19 protein-coding genes and 4 pseudogenes are annotated in these 22,055 nt (G+C 62.8%); 9 read left to right on the top strand and 14 right to left on the bottom strand.

What is annotated here, in order from left to right; genetic code table 11:
- Positions 1-138 precede the first annotated feature (138 nt).
- Together AWB78_RS32285 and AWB78_RS32290 are read right to left on the bottom strand one after the other, a co-directional pair.
- Positions 139-564: pseudogene (locus tag AWB78_RS32285) on the bottom strand (ATP-binding cassette domain-containing protein); the annotation flags it as partial.
- A 307-nt stretch (positions 565-871) separates the two neighbouring features.
- Positions 872-1,813 carry a LysR substrate-binding domain-containing protein gene (locus AWB78_RS32290; protein WP_062610690.1) on the bottom strand — a complete coding sequence of 314 codons (942 nt, stop codon included), beginning with the start codon at positions 1,811-1,813 and terminating at the stop codon, positions 872-874.
- Between the two features lie 197 nt (positions 1,814-2,010).
- Here AWB78_RS32290 and AWB78_RS32295 point away from each other — a divergent pair, with 197 nt between their 5' ends.
- Entirely contained in the window at positions 2,011-3,453 is a 1,443-nt protein-coding gene (locus AWB78_RS32295; protein WP_062610691.1) for an N-acyl-D-amino-acid deacylase family protein, read from the top strand.
- 60 nt (positions 3,454-3,513) lie between these two features.
- Complete coding sequence (locus tag AWB78_RS32300) at positions 3,514-4,281, top strand: ABC transporter substrate-binding protein (RefSeq protein WP_062610692.1); 768 nt, start codon at positions 3,514-3,516, stop codon at positions 4,279-4,281.
- Between the two features lie 171 nt (positions 4,282-4,452).
- Here the strand turns inward: AWB78_RS32300 and AWB78_RS32305 are convergent, their stop codons facing one another.
- Complete coding sequence (locus AWB78_RS32305) at positions 4,453-5,118, bottom strand: helix-turn-helix transcriptional regulator (protein WP_232477966.1); 666 nt, start codon at positions 5,116-5,118, stop codon at positions 4,453-4,455.
- A 31-nt stretch (positions 5,119-5,149) separates the two neighbouring features.
- The gene (locus tag AWB78_RS32310; protein WP_062610694.1) at positions 5,150-6,151 is read right to left on the bottom strand and encodes an ornithine cyclodeaminase family protein; all 1,002 of its coding nucleotides are present in this window, start codon (positions 6,149-6,151) and stop codon (positions 5,150-5,152) included.
- A gap of 161 nt (positions 6,152-6,312) precedes the next feature.
- On the opposite strand from AWB78_RS32310, the gene AWB78_RS32315 reads away from it, so the two are divergent.
- A complete protein-coding gene (locus AWB78_RS32315; protein WP_062610695.1) occupies positions 6,313-7,095 on the top strand; it encodes an ABC transporter substrate-binding protein in 783 nt (260 codons plus the stop codon).
- A 21-nt stretch (positions 7,096-7,116) separates the two neighbouring features.
- On the top strand, positions 7,117-8,364 hold the full coding sequence (locus AWB78_RS32320; RefSeq protein WP_062610696.1) for an NAD(P)/FAD-dependent oxidoreductase: 1,248 nt from the start codon (positions 7,117-7,119) through the stop codon (positions 8,362-8,364).
- A gap of 1,073 nt (positions 8,365-9,437) precedes the next feature.
- On the opposite strand, the gene AWB78_RS32325 is transcribed toward AWB78_RS32320, so the two are convergent.
- On the bottom strand, positions 9,438-10,349 hold the full coding sequence (locus AWB78_RS32325) for a LysR family transcriptional regulator (protein ID WP_062610697.1): 912 nt from the start codon (positions 10,347-10,349) through the stop codon (positions 9,438-9,440).
- A 65-nt stretch (positions 10,350-10,414) separates the two neighbouring features.
- Here AWB78_RS32325 and AWB78_RS32330 point away from each other — a divergent pair, with 65 nt between their 5' ends.
- The 5 genes and pseudogenes from AWB78_RS32330 to AWB78_RS32345 all read left to right on the top strand — a co-directional run bounded on the left by AWB78_RS32330 (position 10,415) and on the right by AWB78_RS32345 (position 15,806).
- Positions 10,415-11,716: a CaiB/BaiF CoA transferase family protein gene (locus AWB78_RS32330; protein ID WP_082883503.1), complete on the top strand. Its 1,302-nt coding sequence runs from the start codon at positions 10,415-10,417 to the stop codon at positions 11,714-11,716.
- Positions 11,709-12,848, top strand: coding sequence for an acyl-CoA dehydrogenase family protein (locus tag AWB78_RS32335; protein WP_082883504.1), 1,140 nt, complete (start codon positions 11,709-11,711; stop codon positions 12,846-12,848). Before AWB78_RS32330 ends, AWB78_RS32335 begins: the two co-directional genes overlap by 8 nt.
- A 129-nt stretch (positions 12,849-12,977) precedes the next feature.
- Positions 12,978-13,430: pseudogene (locus tag AWB78_RS48620) on the top strand (electron transfer flavoprotein subunit beta/FixA family protein); the annotation flags it as partial.
- Positions 13,431-13,439: 9 nt separating this feature from the next.
- Positions 13,440-14,306, top strand: a pseudogene (locus AWB78_RS44070) (electron transfer flavoprotein subunit alpha/FixB family protein); the annotation flags it as partial.
- A gap of 66 nt (positions 14,307-14,372) precedes the next feature.
- Positions 14,373-15,806, top strand: coding sequence for a purine-cytosine permease family protein (locus AWB78_RS32345; RefSeq protein WP_062610700.1), 1,434 nt, complete (start codon positions 14,373-14,375; stop codon positions 15,804-15,806).
- Positions 15,807-15,968: 162 nt separating this feature from the next.
- Here AWB78_RS32345 and AWB78_RS32350 read toward each other — a convergent pair whose 3' ends face one another.
- From AWB78_RS32350 to AWB78_RS32385, 9 genes and pseudogenes are all read right to left on the bottom strand, one after another.
- Positions 15,969-16,295 (bottom strand): type II toxin-antitoxin system PemK/MazF family toxin, encoded by a 327-nt coding sequence (locus AWB78_RS32350; protein ID WP_062610701.1) that lies wholly within the window; start codon positions 16,293-16,295, stop codon positions 15,969-15,971.
- Complete coding sequence (locus AWB78_RS32355; protein ID WP_062610702.1) at positions 16,292-16,504, bottom strand: antitoxin MazE family protein; 213 nt, start codon at positions 16,502-16,504, stop codon at positions 16,292-16,294. Before AWB78_RS32355 ends, AWB78_RS32350 begins: the two co-directional genes overlap by 4 nt.
- Before the next feature lie 162 nt (positions 16,505-16,666).
- A pseudogene (locus tag AWB78_RS50160) lies at positions 16,667-16,827 on the bottom strand (TAXI family TRAP transporter solute-binding subunit); the annotation flags it as partial.
- A gap of 125 nt (positions 16,828-16,952) precedes the next feature.
- Entirely contained in the window at positions 16,953-17,177 is a 225-nt protein-coding gene (locus AWB78_RS32360) for a hypothetical protein (protein ID WP_062610703.1), read from the bottom strand.
- A 275-nt stretch (positions 17,178-17,452) separates the two neighbouring features.
- Positions 17,453-18,367, bottom strand: coding sequence for a LysR family transcriptional regulator (locus AWB78_RS32365; protein WP_062610704.1), 915 nt, complete (start codon positions 18,365-18,367; stop codon positions 17,453-17,455).
- Between the two features lie 9 nt (positions 18,368-18,376).
- Positions 18,377-18,727: a ferredoxin gene (gene fdxA / locus AWB78_RS32370; protein ID WP_445344269.1), complete on the bottom strand. Its 351-nt coding sequence runs from the start codon at positions 18,725-18,727 to the stop codon at positions 18,377-18,379.
- Positions 18,712-19,485: an enoyl-CoA hydratase-related protein gene (locus AWB78_RS32375; RefSeq protein ID WP_062610705.1), complete on the bottom strand. Its 774-nt coding sequence runs from the start codon at positions 19,483-19,485 to the stop codon at positions 18,712-18,714. Before AWB78_RS32375 ends, fdxA begins: the two co-directional genes overlap by 16 nt.
- Entirely contained in the window at positions 19,482-20,642 is a 1,161-nt protein-coding gene (locus AWB78_RS32380) for a CaiB/BaiF CoA transferase family protein (RefSeq protein ID WP_062610730.1), read from the bottom strand. The genes AWB78_RS32375 and AWB78_RS32380 overlap by 4 nt, the downstream gene beginning before the upstream one ends.
- 17 nt (positions 20,643-20,659) lie before the next feature.
- Entirely contained in the window at positions 20,660-22,045 is a 1,386-nt protein-coding gene (locus tag AWB78_RS32385; RefSeq protein WP_062610706.1) for an FAD-dependent oxidoreductase, read from the bottom strand.
- Positions 22,046-22,055 lie beyond the last annotated feature (10 nt).

A 22,055-nucleotide genomic window follows, 5' to 3' on the forward strand; every position in this document is an offset into this window, starting at 1 on the left:
CAGCTTGGACTCTTTCACGCCACGAGCGGCGGCGAGGCAGCGCTGGCTGTCCACCACCGGCGTATTGCCATCCGGTCATCGGGCCCGTCTGCAGCGTGATATCGTTGATAATGGCATCCAGTTTTCCTGAGAGACTACCTATTTTCTGATCTGAGCCTGCTCGCGCATGCGACGGGCTTCGTCGCGCAGGAACTCCTGGTAATCGTCCAGATCACCGTCGAAGGGCACGACGCTACCCTTGGTGACGAGCCAAAACTCGTCACATACCGCGCGCAGCAGGGACCGGTCGTGACTGACCAGCATCACGGTGCCTTCGAATTCGTTGAGTGCCATACCCAGCGCTTCGCGTGTGGCCAGGTCAAGGTGGTTGGTAGGTTCGTCGAGCAGGAGCAGGTTGGGTCGCTGCCACACGATCATGCACAACACGAGCCGCGCCTTTTCGCCGCCGCTCATCGTGCCGACCGCCTGGTGGACCATGTCACCACTGAAGTTGAAGCTGCCAAGGAAAGTGCGGAGCGATTGATCGGTGCCACTCTGGCCGGGGGCACGCAGGTGCGCCGGCGTTGGTTGCTTCCGGCTGGAGCGGTTGCCGGGCGGGGCTTGCACCCGCTGGAAAACGCCACCTTTTCACGGCGCACACCCGTTGCCGTCGTTCACGCACACGCGGTTGCATCGACCGGTTGAATCCGCCAGATAAAGCGGTCATCCCTATCTCAGCGGTGCGAGCAAGGTCCTCGGGCGCATTGAATTGCCTCCTACGGGGGTTTTCCCGCTCGTCTTCGCCGGCTGCTCCGACGGTTACTCCAAACCAGCCGCTTCCGGGTTAGGCGAACCATAGTGCGGAGTCAACGACACGACCGCCCGCGACCGGCTACGACTCAGCGCGGCGATTCAAAGAGTCCTCGGCCATTCGATGCTCTATCCGCTGCGATTTACGCATCGTTGAAAACAACCAGTCGCGCAGCAGTACCATCGGCGCGCTGGGTTGAGTGTCAGGCGCCGAGACAAGGTAGTAACCCTTCCCGGTTCTGATGCTCAGATCGCACGGAGCAAGGAGCGTCCCTTCAGCAAGGTCGGACGCCGCGAGTAACGGATCGCTGATCGTCACTCCCATCCCGCGCTTGGCCGCGGCCAATGCCATATAGTCGGTATCGAACTTCTGCGCTCTTCCAGAATCTCGGGGCGCGACTCTGGCGGCCTTCCACCATCGGGGCCAATCACCGCAGTCAGTCGTGGGGTGAATCATCATCATGGAGGCGAGGTCGTCCGGCTTCATCGAGCCACTACCCCCTGGACACAACGCGGGACTGCAAAGCGGCGTCAGCAGCTCCTCATGCAGCAGCTCGGCGTTGAGACCGCAATCTTCGCCATTACCGTACTCGATCGTGTAGTCGTATTCATCCCACCTGGTGATGGGCGATTCGGTCGAGACTGTCGTCAGGCTGACCTTGATACCTGGGTGGACAAGATAAAAGTCACACAGGTGAGGCATGAGCCACAGGAATCCGATTGAAGGATAGGTCTTCATACGGATCTGGTTCTGGTTGGTGTCTCGCATCTGCGCGACCGTTCGAGCGATGACCTCTAGCGCCGCCTGCGCACCAGCGAACAATTCCTCGCCCGCGGTGTTCGGTACTGGCGTGCGCTTGCGACGATCGAGCAGTGAAAAACCGAAAAACTCTTCGAGATTGCTGATCTGATGGCTAACCGCGCTTTGGGTCAGGTTCAGTTCGGCGGCGGCGGCAGTAAAGCTGCGAAGGCGGGTCACCGCCTCGAAAACCCGCAATGCGTGCAACGGCGGCAGTCGGTTCATTTCCATGGTCCGAGAAGACTAGACCGCATTACAGCGAGCCACTTCCGCTTTGTCAAACGACCTTCGTGAGCCGATTGTCATGAAGCAAATCGATTGAGGCATGAGGAAGTTTCATTTCTTCTTGTCTTTCGTCCCGTGCAAGATTCGCCAGACAACGCCGTCTATCGCCTCACCAACGGTCGCTCATACGGGAATTGATGAACACATTTGACACAATTATTCGCGGTGCACGCATCGTCGACGGCACCGGCGCCGAGCCTTATGTGGCGGATCTATGTGTCTGGGACGGAAAAATTGCTGCGATCGAGGCGTGCGCTGACGCCAGCGCGAGCGAAGAAATTCAGGCGCATGGTCTTTTCCTCGCCCCGGGTTTCATCGATGCCCATACACACGATGACCTCCATGTCATCAACCACCCGGCGATGGTGCCGAAGTTATCGCAAGGCGTGACCACCGTGGTGGTCGGCAACTGCGGTATCAGCGGTTCGCCGTTACGACTAAGCGGGGAACCGCCGGATCCCATCAACCTGCTGGGCGACACGCCGGATTTCCAGTATCCGTCATTCACAGACTACGTTGACGCCGTCAATCGCGCGATGCCCGCAGTCAACGTCGCGGCACTGGTCGGCCACACATCGCTGCGCAGCAATCACATGTCCGATCTTCGACGCGCGGCAACCGCAGTCGAAATCGCCGGGATGAAAAAAGAATTGACGGACGCATTGCGTGCGGGTGCGATTGGGCTGAGCACAGGCCTCGCGTATCGCAACGCACATTGCGCACCGACGAGTGAAGTCGAGGCGCTCGCTACGGCATTAGAAGACGTGGGTGGACTGTATGTCAGTCATATCCGCTCGGAAGATGACGAGATTCTCGAAGCGCTCGACGAGGCAGTCGGAATTGGCCAGTCGGCAAACGTCGACGTCGTGATTTCGCATCTGAAATGTGCGGGCCGCCGGAACTGGAGGCGAAGCGGCGAGGTGCTGGAGCGCATCGGCAGCTTGCAAGCCGCACGCGGTCTCGGTTGCGACTGTTATCCCTATGCGGCGAGCTCCACCACGCTGGACCCCAATCTCGTCGACGAAGCGATCGAAATCCGCATTACCTGGTCGACCGCCAGTCCTGAAATGGCGGGGCGCACGTTGGCTGAAATCGCCGACCTTTGGAACGTGCCTCAGGTGGAGGCGGCGCGGCGTCTCGAACCTGCCGGTGCAATCTATCACGAGATGCTGGAATCGGACGTCCAGCGCATCCTTGCTCATCCGGCGACGATGATCGGCTCGGATGGCCTGCCAAACGATCCCCGGCCACACCCAAGACTGTGGGGTACATTCGCACGGGTACTTGGCCACTATAGCCGCGAATTGAATCTGTTCTCCATCCAGGAAGCCGTGCGAAAAATGACTGGCCTGACCGCGCAACGTTTTGGTCTTGAAGGCCGTGGGGAACTCAAGCCCGGCAATTTCGCGGACCTGGTGCTTTTCGACGCACACCGGATCGAGGACCGCGCGACGTTCGAGGCGCCGACGCGCGCCGCCCGCGGTATAGAGGCCGTGTGGGTAAACGGAACGTTATCGTGGCGGGAGAACGCAACCACTGGAAGGCGTGCAGGACGCTTCATCGCTCGCCGCTCTTCATGACGCTGCAAACCACATGCACCTTGCATTCAAGCTGACAATTCAATACCTAGAGGAGCAACGATGAAAAAACTGATGACCACGATCCTGCTAGGTTTGCTAGCGTCGCCGGGGTTTGCCGCCGACACGCTGCGATTCGGCATCGAAGCGGACTATCCCCCATTCGAGTACAAGCTCCCAAGTGGTGAACTGGCCGGCCTGGATATCGATATCGGCAATGCCGTCTGCGCGAAGTTGCAACTCAAATGCACGTGGGTCGAAGGCTCGTTCGACGGGCTTATTCCGGCTCTGGTCGCGCGCAAGTTCGACGCGATCAATTCGGCCATGTGGGCCACGGAGCAACGCGAGAAGGAAATCAACTTCACGTCGCCGATCTACGTTCCACCGATTCGACTGGTCGCGCGAGCCGACAGTCATCTTCTGCCGACCAGCGAGTCGCTCAAGGGTAAGCGAGTTGGCGTGTTGCAAGGCGGAACCCAGCAGTTCTATGCAGAGGCCAAATGGGCGCCGGCCGGTGTCGTGGTCGTCACCTATCCGTCTCAGGGGCAGGTATTCGCAGACTTGGCCGCGGGGCGCCTCGATGCCGCTTTGCAAACGCAGAAAACCGCCGAAGACAGCTTCCTGAATAAACCTGAAGGGAAAGGCTTCGCGCTTGTCGGCGTTCCGCTGCGGGACGAGAAGATCTTTGGAACAGGCGTGGCCTTTGGCGTGCGCAAACAGAATCAGGCGCTGCTGGGCCGCCTCAATGAGGCAATTGCCGCATTGAAGCAGGACGGCACGTTCAACAAGATCGCGCAGAAATATTTTTCTTACCCGATTGTTGCACCTTGAGTTTATCGCCTGCTCGGATCTGCTGCCCCGATCCGGCTACGGTTCTCCTCGATGCTCTGGGCCGGCGAATGCATGGCCCAGACAGCCTCCCCAACGCCTTATGACTGCCTGCTCGCGCACGTCGGTTCGTGCAACGCAGCGCAGGCGACCGAACGTAGCGCGGCGCCCCCGTCAGGCGCCGTCCTTCATCTCGCGCAGATGTTTGTAGACCGTCGCGCGTCCCATGCCGAGCACCTTGGCGACATAGTTGGCCGAACTCTTGCCCTTGAACGCGCCCTGCGCGTGCAGCGCCTCGACGAGTTCGCGCCGGTGATCGCGCGAGAGCGAGTTGAGCGCGATCTGTCGCTCGCGCAGCCAGCCGTGCAGGAAGGTGTTGATGCGCTCTTGCCAGTCGTCCTTGAAAAGCTCGACAGGTTGCGCGACGACACCGGCGCCGCGCAGGAAAAGATCGAGCGTCGAGCGTATATCCTCGAAGGCGGCGATGTTGAAGTTGATGCACATCACGCCTGCGACTTTGCCTGCATCGTCGAAGAGCGCCGTGCTCACGCAGCGCAGGCGGCGTCCGTCCCAGTTGAGCTTCTCGTAGGGACCGACGAGGCGATCGCGCGCGGTCTCCTCGATATCCTCCAGCGCCGAATCGTCGCCGATCTCGCGCTTGGACAGATTGTTCGACAGATACGCGATCGTCTGGTCCGAGAGATCGTGGATCACGACTTCCGCGTACGGAAAAAAGAGCGTCGTGATGCTGTCCGCGATATGCGCATAGCGCTCGCGCAGCGCTTCGCGCGCGGAGTCATCGGGCTTCGGCGTCTTGCGTCGTGGCATGGATATGGACATGGATTCGGAGCGGCGTTGGGCGATGATACCGCTACGCCGAAACGCGCTGTTTCGCGAGATGGACATGCAGCGCGTTCGCGACCGCGATGTCTTCGAGGCCGAGACCGATCGAGCGGAAGAACACCGAACGCGCATGTGAGGGCGCGGCGCACGCGCCGCGCACGAGTTCCGCAAGGTCGCCGCGAATCGCATCGGGCGACCAGCCGTGACGCTCCCGCGCGATCACCATTTCGCCCGCGCTCGACGGCGTCGTCTGCCGATAATCGCAGTAGACATCGAGCGCATTCAGCGCCGCCGGGTCGATCTCGTGCGCGCGCGCGACGTTCGTGCTGATCGACGTGATGAGCGCGGGTTTCGTGAGCGCATCGAGCGCGAGCACGGGCGTGCCTGAGGACGTACACAGCATCACGACATCGGCGTCGCGCACGCACTCGGCCACCGACGCCGCGACGCGCACGCGAGGATCGAGCGCCTGCATGGCGCTCGCGCGCTCGCGCTCACTTGCGAGGCGCGGCGAATGAATGCGGATCTCCGACCATGCGCGCAACGGCGCGACGTGCCGCAGATGCGCGAGTGCGACGCTCCCCGAGCCGATGATCGCGAGACGCTCGCTCGACGCGCGGGCGAGCCGGTCGACCGCGAGCGCCGTCGTGCCCGCGGTGCGCTCGGTGGTGAGCAGCGCGGAATCGCACCACATCAGTGGCGCACCGGTGCGCATCGACATGAGCGCGGTCCACGCGGTGACGATAGGCGCGCCAGGCTGTGCGACATACGGCGAGAGCTTCGCACCGAACACGTCGTGCTTCGCGAGCACGCCGAGGTACGTGATGAAATCGCCCGCGCCGTGCGGAAAGAGCGTGAGCGTCTGCGGCGGCTGCACGGCCTCCGCGCCGCCGAGCGAGACGAACATGTCTTCGAGCGCGCCGCCGATATTGAGCGCGGGCAGCGCTTGCCGCACTTCCTCTTCGTGAACGATGAAAGGCGTCTGGTCGACGCGTGCGCCGTTGCGCGCTTCTTCGGACGAGAAAATCATTCGAAAGCCTCCGATTCGTGACCCGTACACCATGGACATTTTTGTCTATTCTAGACTTTTATTTTATTTCTGGTCTATATTTCGGATGAGCGCGCGGCGACACGCGCGCGCCCGGCGCAAGACGGACGGTGCGGGATCACAAACGACCTTTGGTGACGACAATGAACTGGAAGATCATTTGCTTCGCGGGCGCCGCGGGCCTCGCATTCACATTCGGCGCGGCGCATGCGCAGTCGCAAACCTTGCGATTCGGCGTCGAGGCGTCGTATCCGCCGTTCGAGAGCAAGACGCCGACGGGCCAGCTCGAGGGCTTCGACATCGACATCGGCAACGCCGTGTGCCAGCGCATCAAGATGAAGTGCGTATGGGTGGAGAACAGCTTCGACGGGCTGATCCCCGCGTTGCAGGCGCGCAAGTTCGACGCGATCAATTCGGCGATGAACATCACGGGTAAGCGCAGGCAGGCGATCGACTTCACGCCGCCCATCTATGTGATGCCTATCCAGATGGTCGCGAAACGCGGCTCGAACCTGCAGCCGACACCTGCGAGCCTGAAGGGCAAGTCCGTGGGCGTGCTGCAGGGTTCGACGCAGGAGGACTACGTGCGCAAGCACTGGGCGAGCGCGGGCGTGCAGGTCGTCACGTATCAGAGCCAGGACCAGATCTTCGCGGATCTGTCGGCCGGGCGGCTCGACGGCGCGGTGCAGGAAGTGCAGACCGCGATCGACGGCTTCTTCGCGAAGCCCGAAGGCAAGGACTTCGACTTCGCGGGCGGCGCGCTCACCGACCCTTCGACGCTCGGCGAAGGCACCGGCATCGGCTTGCGCAAGGGCGACGCGGCGTTGAAGGCGAAGGTGGACGCCGCGCTCGATTCACTGAAGAAGGACGGCACACTGAGCCAGTTGTCGCAGAAATACTTCAAACGCGACATCATTGCGAAATAACCACTTCAACGGCATCGGAACATGGCTCAGGACGTGATCGTGCTCGGCGCGGGCATCGTGGGAGTATGCGTTGCGCTGCATCTGCAACAACGCGGATGGCAGGTGACGCTCGTCGACCGACACGCGCCCGGCGAGGCGACGAGCTTCGGCAATGCGGGCCTGATCGAGGCGTCGTCGGTCGTGCCCTATGCGTTTCCGCGCGACTGGCGCACCGTGCTGAAGTTCGCGATGAACCGCTCGACCGCGCTGCGCTACGACCTGCGCTCGCTGCCGGCGTATGCGCCGTGGCTCGCGCGGTTCTGGTGGGAGTCGGCGCCCGAGCGTCTCGCCGCCGCCGCGCGCGACATGCTGCCGCTCATTCGACGCAGCGTCGCGGAGCACGAGGCGCTCATCTCGCGGGCGGGTCTCGACGACCTCGTGCGGCCCACGGGCTGGCTCGAAGCGTATCGCTCGCGCGAACAGTTCGACCATGAGGTGAGCGCCGCCGAACGAATCGCGCGCGAGCACGGGCTCGGCATGAAAGTGCTCGATGCTGGAGCGCTGCATCGGCTGGAGGCATCGCTCGACGGCGCATACGCGGGTGCGATCCACTGGACGGACCCGCGCAGCGTGATCGATCCGGGAGCGCTGACGAAAGGCTATGCTGCGCTGTTCGAGCGCGACGGCGGACGCTTCCTGAACGGAGATGCCGCGACGCTCGAGGCGTCGCGAAGCGGCTGGCGCGTGATGACCGGGAGCGGGCCGGTCGAGGCGCAAGCGGCGGTCGTAGCGCTCGGCTTATGGTCCGGCGATCTCGCGCGCAGGTTCGGATACCGCGTGCCGCTCATGGCCAAGCGCGGCTATCACATGCATTACGAGAGCGATGGACGCGGCGCGCTATCGAGGCCGGTAGTCGACATCGAGAACGGCTATGTGGTGGCGCCGATGCGGCGCGGCCTGCGTCTGACCACCGGCGTCGAGCTCGCCTGCCGTAACAGGCCGCCGAGCCCGGTGCAATTGGAGCGCGCGGAGCGGCTTGCAAGACCCGTGTTCGGCCTCGGGGCCCGGGTCGACGAGGCGCCCTGGCTTGGGCTGCGGCCTTGCACGCCGGACATGCGGCCAGTCATCGGGCCCGCGGACCGCCACCCTGGACTCTGGTTCGCCTTCGGACACGCGCATCACGGGCTTACACTCGGACCGGTCACGGGAAGACTGCTTGGGGAGCTGATGAGCGGGGAAGCGGGTTTCACCGATCCTGTCCCTTATCGAATCGGAAGGTTCTCGCAATAGCTCGACGCTCCACAGCGTCTTCCGGGCTCAGGCTTTCGTCCATGCGGAAGACCGACAGACCTTCCGGCGAGTTGTCAGTTGCCCCGCCCTTCCCCGCTCAGATCTTGTGCACCCGATTACCCTGCAATCGTTTCCTCAGCATGGAGCCAGGCATCTGACTACCTATGCCGTCTGAATCAGATGCAAAATGTCAGACGTCCGATCCGTACGCCCCTGCCACTCGACACCGGCTGCCTCAAAGTCTCTTGTCAAGTGCGGAACTGCCAATCGAACGGCTATCCTTACGATTTCTTGAGTGGTTAAACCTGGCCGAGAGCACGTATCCGCCGAGCGCAGGCCCGATGCTCAGATGCGCCTCTTCCGATAAATTCGCTAATCGTGAGGGTGCGGTGACGTTGCGAAACCGGAAGCGCAAAATCCTCGCTGCTCGCTTCTCTACTCATCCCTGCCCGCCGTTTTGGTCACGGCCATCTGCGAGCGTTCGCTCCCTTCTTCCTGCTGCTAGCGAGAACCGTAGGTGGCGCCTCTTATGTCAGGGAGGCACGGCAAGCCAACGGCATTACTAGCGCGAGGCGATCCGGGCGCGCGGACGGGTTGGTCACTTCTGAAGCCGAGGTCACAGACCACCCCTTGAAATCTGTTCAACGCGCGCGCGGTGCATATGGAGCCCGGTGCTGATGAGCACGAGCAGTCAGCGCACAAATACTGAAGACTCGCGTTTTCAGGAGAATGATCGCGACCAGTTGAGTTGACGTTATCACTATAACTTTGATTTGGATAAGCCAATTGCGATCCTCAACCCATTCCGTCGGGTTGCAGATCGCAATCCTGCTTCTGAGTCCGACAAGCAAAAATGACCCGCCGGCATGACGTTGCGGCAGATCCGCAAGTGCCTAAGCCCCTCCGGCTCGACGGCGAAGGGCCAGCTTCACACAATTCACCCGCCGCGAAAAGCCGGCGGCAGCGGAGAATTCGTTACGCAGAGGGTGGCAGCGGGCAGCGCCCGCCGCTGTTGTCCCCAACCGTGCGGTTAATCGCGAACCTGTTCGGGAGCAAACGTAAAATCTCTTGCGTTAGCCCGCTGCCCGCGCGTGCATCGATTCGGCGACCGCATCGCGCACACATGCCGACATCCATTCGGACGCGCGCATGCGCGCCGCCCGTGCGGGCCTCGCAATCACCAGGGGCTGAATCACCGTCGACTCCTGAATCGGACGCTCGACCAGGAGCGGCGATTGCGTCGCCGCCGGGCTTTGCGTAATCAGCAGCGACACGCCGAGCCCACTCGCGACCATCGCCCGGACCAGCTCAATCGACGCGGCCCGATAGCGGACATTCGGCGACAACCCGCATTGCCAGAACGGCGTTATCAGGAAATCACGGCTCTGCGGCAAGTCGATCAGGATGAACGGTTCCACCGCGAGATCGCGCAGCGACACGGCCCGCTTGCGCTTCGCGAGCCGTGAGCCGGCGGGCACGAGCGCGTACGGCCGCAATTCGGCGAGGCATTCCCGCTCGATGTCGCTCGGCAACCCCACGTCGTACATCAGCGCGAAGTCGATCTGTCTCTTCTGCAGCCATGCCTCGAGCTGCGACAAATCCCCTTCGATGAAGCGAATCGACAGCCGCGGATGACGCTCCTGCGCAAGCTCCAGCGCGCGCGGCAGATATACAGGCGCGATGGTGCGAAAGACGCCGATCTGCACCTCACCGCCCTCTTCATCGCCGACTTCGTCGGTCGCGAACGCCGATGCCGATGCCAGGAGTTGCCGCGCCTCCGCGAGCTTGCGCTCGCCGAAATGCGTAAGCGTCATCCGCGTGCCGACGCCGCGTGTGAACAACGGATCATTGAACAGTGTTTCGAGCTCGCGGATCGCCACGGACATGGACGGCTGCGACACGTTGAGCTGGTTCGCTGCCGCGGTCGTGCTGCCCGATTCCGCTGCGGCGACGAAATAGCGTAGCAGCCTCAGCGACAGAGCCATACGAAAATCCTATAGGTGTTAATTTATTCCGATATTTTATCTAATTGCATGGCGCGACCAGAATCATGACACCGGCCGACTTGGCCCGACCTTCAGGAGACGATGTCGTGACTGTGTCCAGGCTGCCGCTTGACGGCATACGCGTGATTGATTTTTCCCGGGTGCTCGCGGGGCCGCTGTGTTCGGCGCTGCTTGGCGATCTCGGCGCCGATGTGATCAAGATCGAACCACCGGGCGGCGACGACTATCGCGCGATCGGTCCGTTCGCGCAGGGCGAGAGCGGCCTGTTCAGTGCGATGAATCGCAACAAGCGCAGCGTCGTCATCGACCTGAAGACCGCCGACGGGCAAATGCTCGCGCAATCGCTGTGCGCACAGGCGGACGTCGTTGTGGAGAACTTCCGCCCCGGTGTCGCTGAGCGGTTGGGCATCGGATACGAAACGTTGTCGGCACGAAATCCGGCGCTGATCTACGCAAGCGTGTCTGGCTTTGGACAGACGGGTCCCGAGTCGCACCGACCCGCCTATGACATCATTCTGCAGGCGCTTTGCGGGCTGATGGACGCGACCGGCGCGCCCGATGGCGAGCCGACGCTGGTCGGCGATTCCGTCTCCGATGTCGTCAGCGGCATCTTTGCGTCTTGGGGCGTGCTGGCCGCCCTGGTCGCGCGCAATCGCACGGGCAAGGGCACGCATGTCGACGTGTCAATGTTTGACGCCACGCTGAACCTGACCGCAGCGCTCGTCGCCCGCTATGCGACCACGGGCATCGCACAGGCGCGCGTCGGCAATCGCCATCCGACGTCAGCGCCGTTCGGCGCGTACCGAGCATCGGACGGCCATTTCGTCGTCGCGGTGCTCAACAACAAACTGTTCGGCCGGCTTGCCGATGCGATCGGCCACCCCGAGCTCGCCGACGATCCGCGCTTCGCGAGCGACACGTCGCGCTGCGCGCACGAAGCCGAGCTGCGTGCGTGCATTGAGCGATGGGCAGCGCAGCGCTCAGTGGCCGCCGTCAATGCGGCGCTGAGTGTCGCAGGCATTCCCGTCGCCCCCATCCAGAACATCCAGGAGGCGCTCGACAGCGAGCACGCCCGTATGCGCGGCTTGCTCGTCGACACCACCGCGGCCGATGGATCGACCGTGCGCTTGCCAGCCCAGCCGCTCAAGTTTTCGGCTTATCCGATCACACGCACGACGCGAGCGCCGCGGATCGGCGAACACACCCGGACGGTTCTCAAGAACGTACTCGGCCTCGACGCGACCGCGATTGCCGCGCTCGCTGCGTCCGGCGTCGTGCACACCGGTGATGCTGACATGATGCCCGGGCGCTGCCCCGAAATCATCCAGGAGAAAGATCTTGCTTAAGCGACTGGGCGTCAGCGACGCCGACCTCGAAATCGCGGACGCGATTCGCCGTTTCGCGCAGGCCAAACTGGCGCCGCATGCGGCACAAGTCGACCGCGAAGAAATCTCGACGACGCGTTATGTCCGCGCGCTTGCCGAACTCGGCGTGATGGGAATGAACCTGCCCGAGCGTTGGCACGGAATCGGCGCGTCACCGGCTGCCATCATTCTCGCGCTCGCCGAAATTGCCAAGGCGTGCGCGGCCACCTCGTCCATGATCGGCGCGCACTATCTTGCGACCGATTCCATTCTGATCGGCGGCTCGGATGCCTTGCGCGACCGCTATCTGCCGGACGCCGCGACGGGCGTGAAACTTGGCGCATTCGCCCTGACGGAACCGCAGGCAGGTTCCAATCCCGCGGGCATGACGACGCAAGCCCGGCGCGACGGCGACAGCTATCACATTCGTGGCGTCAAGCACTTCATTTCCAATGCCGAGGCCGCGCAGTTCATCGTCGTGTACGCGAAGACCGCGCCCGAACAAGGCGCACGCGGGATCAGCGCATTCGTGGTCGACCGCGACACGCCCGGCGTGACTACATCCCCCGCCGAGAAGTTGATGGGCATCCGCGGCGCACCGGCGCATGAAGTCGCGCTGGACTGTGTCGTGCCCGCCGCGAACCGGCTCGGCGAGGAAGGCAGCGGGTTCCGCACCGCGATGAAGGTGCTTGACAACAGCCGCCTCGACGTCGCGGCGACTAGCCTCGGCATCGCCGAAGCGGCATTCGGCGATGCGGTCGAATGGGCGAAGCAGCGCCATGTCGGCGGCGAACCGCTCGCGAGCAAGCAAGGCCTGCAATGGACGTTCGCCGACATGAAGACGCGCCTCGAAGCGGCCTGGCTTCTGACGCTTCAGGCCGCCGCACGCCGCGCGGCCGGTGAACCGTTCACTGAGTTGGCGTCGATGGCGAAGCTCTACGCATCGGAAATGGTCTCGCACGTTACGGACGCCGCGTTGCAGGTCCACGGCGGTTATGGCTTTACACGCGAGATGAGAATCGAACGCCTCGTGCGCGATGCGCGCATCCTGCGGATCTACGAAGGATCGTCGGAGATTCAGCGCACCGTCATCGCCCGGTCGCTGTTCGCGTGACGACAACAAGCCTTCCGTCCAAGGAGACGAGACTTGAAGATTTTGGTGACAGTTAAACGCGTCGTCGACGCGAACGTGAAAGTGGGCGTGAAGTCCGATCAGTCGAGAGTGGACCTCGCGAACGTCAAGATGTCGATCAATCCGTTCGATGAGATCGCTGTCGAAGGAGCGGTGCGCCTGAAGGAAGCGGGCGTGGCGACCGAAGTAATCGCCGTGTCGTGCGGTGTCGCACAGGCGCAGGACACTTTGCGCACGGCGCTCGCCATCGGCGCGGACCGCGCGATCCTGATCGAATCGAACGCGGACCTGCAGCCGCTCGCCGTCGCAAGGCTACTCAAGGCGTTGGTCGACAGGGAACAGCCGCGACTGGTCATCCTCGGCAAGCAGGCCATCGACGACGATTCCAGTCAGACCGGCCACATGCTGGCCGCGCTTGGCGGCCTGCCGCAAGCGACATTCGCTTCCAACATATTGATCGCCGATGGTCTCGCGACCGTTGCACGCGAAGTCGACGACGGCGCCGACACCCTGTCGCTGAAACTGCCCGCCCTCATCACGACCGACCTTCGCCTGAACGAACCGCGCTATGTGGCAGCGCAAAAGATCGGCGCGGACATTCATGTGCTGATCGTGGGTCATAAAGCGCAAGGCGCAGCGGACAAGGCGGCGAAGATCGCTGGCGTGTCGAAAGTGCTGCTGGCCGATGCACCGCAACTCGAGGTCGGCCTTGCGGAGAACGACGAAGCGACGGTTCTCCCGATCGCAATGAGCTACTCGCACATCCTCGCGCCTGCGACAGCCCTCCGCAAAAACGCGATGCCGCGCATCGCCGCGAAGCTCGACGGCGCGCAGATTAGCGACATTACCGCAGTCGATAGCGCCGATACCTTCGAGCGCCCGATCTACGCGGGCAACGCAATCGCCACGGTGCGATCGGCCGACCCAGTCAAGGTCATCACGGTCCGCGCTACAAGCTTCGATGCAGTTCCGGCAGACGGCGGCAGCAGCGCACCGGTCGAGCAGATAAATGCAGCAGCGGACTGCGGCGTCTCGCGCTTCGTGAGCCGCGAGGCGACCACGCTGAACCGCCCCGAACTCACGACCGCAAAGACCATCGTGTCTGGCGGCCGCGGTCTCGGGAGCGGTGAGAACTGCACGAGGGTGATCATGCCGCTGGCCGACAAGCTCTGGGCCGCGCTGGGCGCATCGCGGGCTGCTGTCGACGCGGTGTTCGTGCCGAACGACTATCAGGTCTGCCAGACCGGCAAGATCGTCGCGCCGCAGTTGTATGTGGCCGTCGGCATTTCCGGAGCGATCCAGCATCTCGCAGGCATGAAGGATTCCAGGGTGATCGTCGCGATCAACAAAGACCCGGAAGCGCCGATCTTCGGCGTGGCCGATTACGGTCTCGTCGGCGATCTGCACGACATCGTTCCCGCGTTCGTCGACGCAGCCTGAATCTCGCAACACGTCAGGATCGTCACATCCCCTTCACGGCAGTTCCTCACCGCTCAGGAGACGAGCATGGAACGTAACACAACGACATCCGTCGCCAACACGACGCTGATCGAGCGCCGCTCGATCGACTATATTCCCGACGCCGAGCGCCACGGCAATCTGTTCAGCCAGTTCACTCTGTGGTTCGGCGCGAATCTCCAGGTCACGGCAGTCGTCGTCGGCGCGCTCGCGGTGGTGCTCGGCGGCGATGTATTCTGGTCGCTGATCGGGCTTCTCATCGGCCAGATTATCGGCGGCGCGGTGATGGCCTTGCACGGCGCGCAGGGCCCGCAGTTGGGCTTGCCGCAGATGATCTCGAGCCGCGTGCAGTTCGGCGTGTACGGCGCGATCATTCCGTTGGTACTCGTCTGTGTGATGTACATCGGCTTTTCCGCCGGTGGCACGGTGCTCGCCGGACAAGCGATCGCCGAGCTATTGCACACGGACCACACCACGTCGATTCTGATCTTCTCGGCGCTGTTGGTGCTGCTCACTGGTCTGGGATATCGCATCATTCACGCGATGGGCCGCGTGTCGAGCGTCGTCGGCACGCTCGCGTTCCTGTATCTGTTCGCGAGCCTGCTCCACGGTCATCCGCTCGATGCCCTGCTCGCGAACCGGCACTACACTGTCGCGTCGTTCCTGCTGGCCATCTCGCTGTCGGCGTCCTGGCAAATCGCGTATGGGCCGTATGTCGCGGACTATTCGCGCTATCTGCCGAAGTCGACCTCCGCACTCAAGACCTTCTTCGCTGTGTTCAGCGGCACGGTGATCGGCGCGCAGGTTTCGATGACCTTCGGCGTACTGGCCGCCGCGCTCGCGAGCGAGCGCTTCTCCGGACACGAGGTAGCGTTCATCGTCGGACTCGGCGCGACCGGCGCAATTGCAGCGGCGCTCTATTTCACGATCGCGCTCGGCAAGCTGACGATCACCACGCTCAATGCATACGGCAGCGTAATGTCGGTGGCGGCGATCTTCACTGGCTTCGGCGGACAGCGCGAGATTTCGGCACGCACGCGGCTCATCTTCGTACTGCTAATCGTCGCGACATCGAGCGGGCTCGCGCTCGCCGGACAGCATTCGTTCCTGAAGGCCTTCTCCTCGTTCCTGCTGTTCCTGCTCGTGTTCTTCACGCCATGGAGCGCGATCAATCTCGTCGATTACTACTGGGTCACGCGCGAACGCTACGACGTGCCCGCCCTGTTCGACGTCAACGGCCGCTACGGCCGGTGGAACGTCGCCGGTATCACGGTCTATGCGATCGGCGTGCTCGTGCAGCTGCCGTTCGTCGCGACCGGGTTCTATACGGGCCCGTGGGTCGATACGCTAGGCGGCGTGGACGTATCGTGGGTCGTGGGCATCGTCGTGTCGGGCATTCTGTATTACGCCGGGTCGCGTCTCGCGAGATCGCATACGCCGGAGCGGCTCATCGTCCCCGATCCGATGACCGACGTGGACTAAGCCAAGACATTCAACTGACTGACGTCATGCACGGCCTGAAACGCTTGACTCTCGCCTCGATCCGACCCGCACGATTCGCGCGCCGTACCGCGCAGAAAAAACGTGAAAAACGTGGATCGTCCAAGCCGCATACCGACCTGCAGCGGCGCATGGCTGGCTTTCTCATGATGCGATCCCGTAGAACACGGCCATTGCTCGATTCACTTCGAGCATCGTGTCCGCGTCGATGCGCCCGAATGGCTCCCCTACTTTCTCGCGTCGCACGGCCTGAATCTTGTCCACCATAACTTGCGAGCGCTTCGTAAGGCCGTTTCCGGGACTCGGCTCGACCGTGATACGGTATAGCGGCATTTCGCGAAGCTCGGTCGTGACCAACAAGAGCACGATAGACGGATGCTCTGCGAAATAGTCCGATTGCACGACAAGTGCGGGGCGCGGCTTCCCATAGTCGCCTTGCAGGGCGATTGTCACGAAGTCGCCGCGCTTCACTCCCAACCCTCCCGGTCTGCTGCCGCGTCAAGGAAATCCATGATTTCCTGTTCGTGTGGGTCATCGCGCAGCATAAGCGATTGGCGGCGGCATTCCTCCGCAAAACCGGGCGCGCTCGTGTCGGGAACCCAGATCTGAATCGGGCGCAAGCCCGCCTTGCGCAAGGCCGCGCGCCGCTTGCTGACGCGCTCCGAGATCGTCATTGCCATGGTGTCTCCCGTAGTTACATGTAACGAGTATAGGGCAAGATTCCAGGTTCGTCACATCGCAAGATTTGTGTTTTCGAACTCTTCCAGCGGCGAACCGAACGGGCCGATGGGATGCGTGAGTAACGCGACGCTGCTGTTCCACACTTCATCTTCCAGTGCCTAGATCTCGCGATACCGGACCACGAGCCGCTTCCTCATCCGCGCTTCGAGCAGGCGCGGCAATGCCTGAACCAAACCCGATCAGGAGCGCCGCGAACGGCACGAGGATCAGCAGCCGTCGTTCGATCAGACTCGAGCCAGAACGGCAGGTTGCGGTACAGGAACGCGATCGCGCATGAAAGCAGGGGTACTTGCGAGCGTTAAACGTCTAACGTACCCATTGTTCGTGCCGTTTCGGCCGGCCAGCCATAAGCATTGAGATCGAAGGCCGGCACGGCAACGAATGCTTTTATTCGTCCCCCGGAGCCGGGCGGCAGTCTATGGTAGCCATGCCGTACGCGAATGCATAACGGACAGCGCCGATTGCGCTGGGAAACTCGCCAAGAATGCCGCTGTAGCTCTGCGTCCCGCTCGGGGCTCGAACCGCGAGCATTCCGGTATAGATGTCGCGTTCAGGCAGCGCGGTTGCGGTGAGGATGTACCCTTTGTAAGTGATGTCGCTTACTTGTGTCATCGTTCTCTCAGGTTCTATTGCCGGGCGGCGCTCGTTCGCGCTGCCTCGTTGCACGGCGAAACCGCGAAGCCCTATCTGGTATCCGATGCGAGCGCGAATCCCAGGCCGCGTCCATCTCTCCGTGACGGACTGTCATTGTTTCTCGCGAGAATGGCGGAGGTAAAACGCACGCAACCGGCTGGACCCGGACTTAATAGCTTGATCCGCGTGGCAGCTTGGAGAGTGCAGAACGTGGCCGCCGCGAGCTGAATGGGGCGCGCCACCGCCGCAAAAGGTCAGAACTCACGCAAATTCAGCTCGACGTGCTTCAGCCTACGCACCATGCGCTCGACGAACTCCTCCGTCACATGCGGTAGCGCACGCTGACTCGGTTTAGTTATTCCGACGGTTAATTCGTTCACGTTCACGTCATCGATCGGCCGCCAAACCACATCGCCACGCGACAGTTCGTCGAGAAACGCGAGTTTGGAAAAGAATGAGATGCCGCGCCCGGACGCAATGAGGCGCTTAAGCAGCGTCGTTGAATTGCAAGTGACGCTCGGCTGCAGCGATTCCCAGAACGCGGGGAATTCGGTACTCGTGACACCCTGTATCGGCGAGCGGCCTTCGAGACGCAGGAACGCGTGGTGGCGGCACTCGTCGAAGGTGACACGCTCCTTCTTCGCGAGCGGATGTGACGACGCCATCACCACGCCCGGCGGCAACGGCACTTCGGTCACGACATCGAGCCCGGCGGGCAGCTTCGCGATATATGTGATGCCGACGTCGTACTCGCCGCTCAGCACGCGCGGCGGGACATCGTGCGGCGGCACGGCTGCGATCGAATACGTGACTGCCGGATACGCATCCGAAAACTCCTCGACGGTCGCCGGCAGAAAATCGACGAAGAGCGAATCCATCGCCACGACGGACACATGGCCCTTGCGCTCGCCTTTCAGCTCATCGAGCTCACTGCGCATCAGATGGAAGTCGTTCAGCGTTTCGCGAATATGCTGCAGCACGCGCTCTCCAGCCGCGTTTATACGAATGCCGTTGGGCAGCCGGTCAAAGAGCTCTGTGCCCATCTCTGATTCGAGCTTGAGGATTTGCCGGTTCACCGCGCTCGACGCGACATAAAGGTTCTGCGCGGCCTTACGGATCGACCCGCACCGCGCTACCTCGACAAAATACTTCAGTACATTCGCGTGCATCGCTTGCCCTCAGACGATCACCCGCAGGGGCCACGACACGACCACGGGATGATCGAAGGCTACCTTGCCGACCTCCGACGCGCCACCCGGCGAACCGAGGGCGCTCACGCTCAGCCCAAAAAAAGCGCGGTTCACTGCCGCGAACGAGGCTTCCTCCTGCGGCAGTTCTTCCTCATGATAGATCGCCTCGGTCGGGCACACTGACACGCACACGCCGCAACTGATGCACTCCTCCGGATGAATGTAGAGCGTGCGCTCGCCTTCGTAGATGCAGTCAACCGGGCAGCACTGCACGCAGGCGCCGTCCTTCACATCGATGCACGGAGATCCGATTACATAGGCCATCAGCGCCCCCTCCATTGCGGCTTGCGTTTCTCCTGGAACGCGCGCACGCCTTCGTGCGCATCCTCGGATTGCAGCGCGCTGACGAGCGCCGGCAGCCGGAGCGCCTGTGCCTCGGTCGCCGAAAGCGTCGACGTGCGCCGCACGACCTGCTTGATCGCCTGCACCGAGAGTGGTGCGCACGCCAGCACGCTGTCGAGCCATCGTTCGACGGCTGCGTCCAGTTCCGCGCGCGGCACAACTTCGTTGACGAGGCCCATCGAAAGGGCCTCGCTTGCCCCGATGCGGCGGCCCGTCATGAGCATGCCCATCGCCTGCCGGTAGGGAATCTGCCGCTGCAACAACGTCATGCCGCCGTCGAGCGGCATGCGCCCGACGAGCGCCTCGGGCAAGCCAAAGCTCGCTTCCTCGCAAGCGATCACGAGATCGCACCCCAGCACCATCTCGAACCCGCCGCCGAGCGCGTAGCCGTTCACGCGCGCGATCACCGGCACATTCAGCGTCTCGCGCAGCGCGATGCCGCCGAAGCCGCCGGGGCGCTGCGCGGCCCAGTATTCGAGGCCGCTCATCGCAGGATTCTTGAGGTCCGCGCCGACGCAGAACGCGCGATCGCCCTCGCCCGTCAGCACGACGACGCGCACGTCGCGGTTATGTTCCAGCTCGGTCCAGATGCGCTGCAACTCGGCTTCGGTATCCAGATCGACCGCGTTGAGCGCCTCGGGACGCGCTAGGGTCACGGTGGCGACGTGCTGATCGATGACAAGACGCACACTCATACGGCCTCCGTCGTCGCGACGCCGCGTAGCGGCTCTAAGATCTCTACAGTATGCTGTCCGAGGCGCGGCGGCGCGCGGCGCAACGCGACAGGGGCGTTCGACAGCTCGATTGGGCTGCCGATCAGCCGGACAGGCTGTCCTTCGCCCTCGCCTTCCAGAACGAGTTGATTGTGCAACGTCTGTGGATCGACGAGCGCCTCGCGCAAATCTCGAACGGGCGCGCACAGCAGATCCTGTTCTTCGAGCCGCGCGAGCCAGTACTCGCGGCTATTGCTCGCAAAGCGCTCACGGAAGGTGCGCTGCAATTCAGCCTTGTGCGCGAATTGCTGATTCAGATTGCAAAAGCGCGGGTCGGCGGACATGTCTTCGATCTGCAAGGCCGCGCAGATATCGCGCAGCGGATTCGATTTGAAAGCGCCGACCAGCACGAGCGGCCCGGTCGTCGTATCGAACACGCCCGAGAGCGGCATCGCGGCCCAGTTCACTTCGGAGTCCGCCATCATGATCATCGCTGCTTCCTGCATCTGCATCGCGAGCATCGAGTTGTAGAGCGACACGTTGACCTTCTGCCCCTCGCCCGTGCGATCGCGATGCAGCAGCGCGAGCAGGATGCCCTGCACCATATGCATGCCGGCCGAATAATCCGCAAGCGCAGTGGGATAGACTGAGACCGGCAGCGCTTCATCCGCGCGACGCGCCATCACACCGCTCATCGCTTGTGCGAGCACGTCCTGGCCACCCTTGTGCGCATACGGTCCGGTCTCGCCGAAGCCCGTGCCGACCGCATAGATGATGCGCGGATTGAGCGTGCGGCAGTCCTCGTAGCCGAGCCCGAGCCGATCCATCACGCCGGCGCGGAAGTTGTTCACGATGACATCGGCTTCCGCGATCAACGCCTTCAGCGCATCCATCTGCGATGCATCGCGCAGATCGAGCGCCACACTGCGCTTGTTGCGATTCAGGCTGCAGAAGATCGGGTTGTCCGCGCCCGCCACCGGTTCGAAGGTCGAGCGGCTCAGATCGCCCGCGCCGTGCCGCTCAACCTTGACGACATCCGCGCCGTAGTCGGCGAGCATCTGCGTGCAGACCGGGCCCATCATCACTTGCGTGAGATCGATCACGCGCACGCCGGTCAAGGGAAGGTCGTGTTTCTTCATTTTGTTCTCCGTGTTGCTCATGCTGCTTCTCTCGTTTGCACATGCACCGCGAGCGGCGGAATGTCCGCGTTGCGTCTGCTTTGATCGCCCGGGTCGGCGCCCTGCGCACGCAGCGTCTTCTGCAATGCGGGCACGTCGACATCGCGCACGGTGACGCCCGCGTTCAGCGCGAGCGCCGCCGCGACGCCCGCAGCCTCGCCCATCGCCATGCACGGCGGGATTTCGCGCGACATCTTCTGCGCCTGCGACGTCGCCGAATAATGGCGGCCCGCGACGAGAAGGTTGTCGATCTCCTTCGGCAGCAGCACGCGATACGGCATGTAGTAATCGCGTCCGCGCGCGATGCTGTCGGTGAAGCGCGTGCGTTGCGCGAGGTCTTCCTTCGTCATCACGTATTCGCCTTGCAGGAGGCGCGTCTGACGCACACCGGTCTGCGGCGCGACATCGATCACATAGCAGTTCTCGAAGCCTGGCAGCTTCTCGCGCACGAAGTCGACGACCGCATGAATGTGCTTGCGTCCCTGCATCTCGGCGCGCGTGAGGTCTTCGGGCTTGAGGCCATCGAGACCCGCCATGTGCGGACAGTTGCACCACACCACGCCCGGCAGCGGCGTCTTCAACCACCAGTAGCCCCACGAGCCGCCGAGAATCCGCTTGATCTGCCGATCGAGTGCCGCAAACGACTCCGGTTCTTCCGCTTCGAAGCGCTCGGCGACCTCCGTATCGACACCGCCGAGGCGGAACACCGTCGTCGTGATGTAGCTGCCGCCGACATGCGGCACGCCCGCGGAGGCCGCGACATCGAGATCACCCGTCGCGTCGATGACGACATCGGCGACAATCGCTTCGCGGCCGCTCTTGGTCTCGCAGATCACGCCCTTTACCTTGCCGTCCTCGACAAGCGTGCGCGAAAACCACGAATGCAGCCGCAGCTTTATACCGAGCGACTCGACCATTTCGAGCGCGACGCGCTTCATCGCGTCGGGATCGAAGGCCGCCGCGAAGCACACCGGATGCGGATTCTTCTGGCTATGAAAATCAAACGTGCCCCAGCGCCCCCATTTCCGATACGCAGCCGGGTCCTCGCCCCATTCGTCCGAGCGCGGGAAGGTCGCCATCTTGCGCGCCGCCATGCGCTCGATGAAGGTCATGCAGGTGCCACGCACTGAAATCTCTTGCAGATGGTTGTCCCACATGTCGTCGAGCACGAGCACCATGCCGCCCGACGCAAGACCGCCGAGATGGTTGTAGCGTTCGAGCAGGATCACTTCCGCACCGTTGCGCGCCGCCGCGATCGCCGCCGACAGCCCTGCCGGCCCGCCGCCGACCACGACGACGTTAGCCTGGGCCGCCACGCGCACATCGCGCACGGGCTCCTGAATCCAGTCGCTGATCATGTTCATTTCGTCTCCT

Origin of the sequence: Caballeronia calidae (assembly GCF_900044055.2) — a bacterium.
Lineage (GTDB): Bacteria > Pseudomonadota > Gammaproteobacteria > Burkholderiales > Burkholderiaceae > Caballeronia > Caballeronia calidae.

Excerpts from the sequence above, each read along its gene's own strand:
- AWB78_RS32300 (WP_062610692.1), top strand. The coding sequence starts at position 3,514 with ATGAAAAAACTGATGACCACGATCCTGCTAGGTTTGCTAGCGTCGCCG.
- fdxA (WP_445344269.1), bottom strand. The coding sequence starts at position 18,727 with ATGGAGGGGGCGCTGATGGCCTATGTAATCGGATCTCCGTGCATCGAT.
- AWB78_RS32295 (WP_062610691.1), top strand. The coding sequence starts at position 2,011 with ATGAACACATTTGACACAATTATTCGCGGTGCACGCATCGTCGACGGC.
- AWB78_RS32360 (WP_062610703.1), bottom strand. The coding sequence starts at position 17,177 with ATGACACAAGTAAGCGACATCACTTACAAAGGGTACATCCTCACCGCA.
- AWB78_RS32355 (WP_062610702.1), bottom strand. The coding sequence starts at position 16,504 with ATGGCAATGACGATCTCGGAGCGCGTCAGCAAGCGGCGCGCGGCCTTG.
- AWB78_RS32380 (WP_062610730.1), bottom strand. The coding sequence starts at position 20,642 with ATGAAGAAACACGACCTTCCCTTGACCGGCGTGCGCGTGATCGATCTC.
- AWB78_RS32385 (WP_062610706.1), bottom strand. The coding sequence starts at position 22,045 with ATGAACATGATCAGCGACTGGATTCAGGAGCCCGTGCGCGATGTGCGC.
- AWB78_RS32320 (WP_062610696.1), top strand. The coding sequence starts at position 7,117 with ATGGCTCAGGACGTGATCGTGCTCGGCGCGGGCATCGTGGGAGTATGC.
- AWB78_RS32345 (WP_062610700.1), top strand. The coding sequence starts at position 14,373 with ATGGAACGTAACACAACGACATCCGTCGCCAACACGACGCTGATCGAG.
- AWB78_RS32310 (WP_062610694.1), bottom strand. The coding sequence starts at position 6,151 with ATGATTTTCTCGTCCGAAGAAGCGCGCAACGGCGCACGCGTCGACCAG.
- AWB78_RS32330 (WP_082883503.1), top strand. The coding sequence starts at position 10,415 with ATGACACCGGCCGACTTGGCCCGACCTTCAGGAGACGATGTCGTGACT.
- AWB78_RS32375 (WP_062610705.1), bottom strand. The coding sequence starts at position 19,485 with ATGAGTGTGCGTCTTGTCATCGATCAGCACGTCGCCACCGTGACCCTA.
- AWB78_RS32305 (WP_232477966.1), bottom strand. The coding sequence starts at position 5,118 with ATGTCCATATCCATGCCACGACGCAAGACGCCGAAGCCCGATGACTCC.
- AWB78_RS32365 (WP_062610704.1), bottom strand. The coding sequence starts at position 18,367 with ATGCACGCGAATGTACTGAAGTATTTTGTCGAGGTAGCGCGGTGCGGG.
- AWB78_RS32290 (WP_062610690.1), bottom strand. The coding sequence starts at position 1,813 with ATGAACCGACTGCCGCCGTTGCACGCATTGCGGGTTTTCGAGGCGGTG.
- AWB78_RS32315 (WP_062610695.1), top strand. The coding sequence starts at position 6,313 with ATGAACTGGAAGATCATTTGCTTCGCGGGCGCCGCGGGCCTCGCATTC.
- AWB78_RS32325 (WP_062610697.1), bottom strand. The coding sequence starts at position 10,349 with ATGGCTCTGTCGCTGAGGCTGCTACGCTATTTCGTCGCCGCAGCGGAA.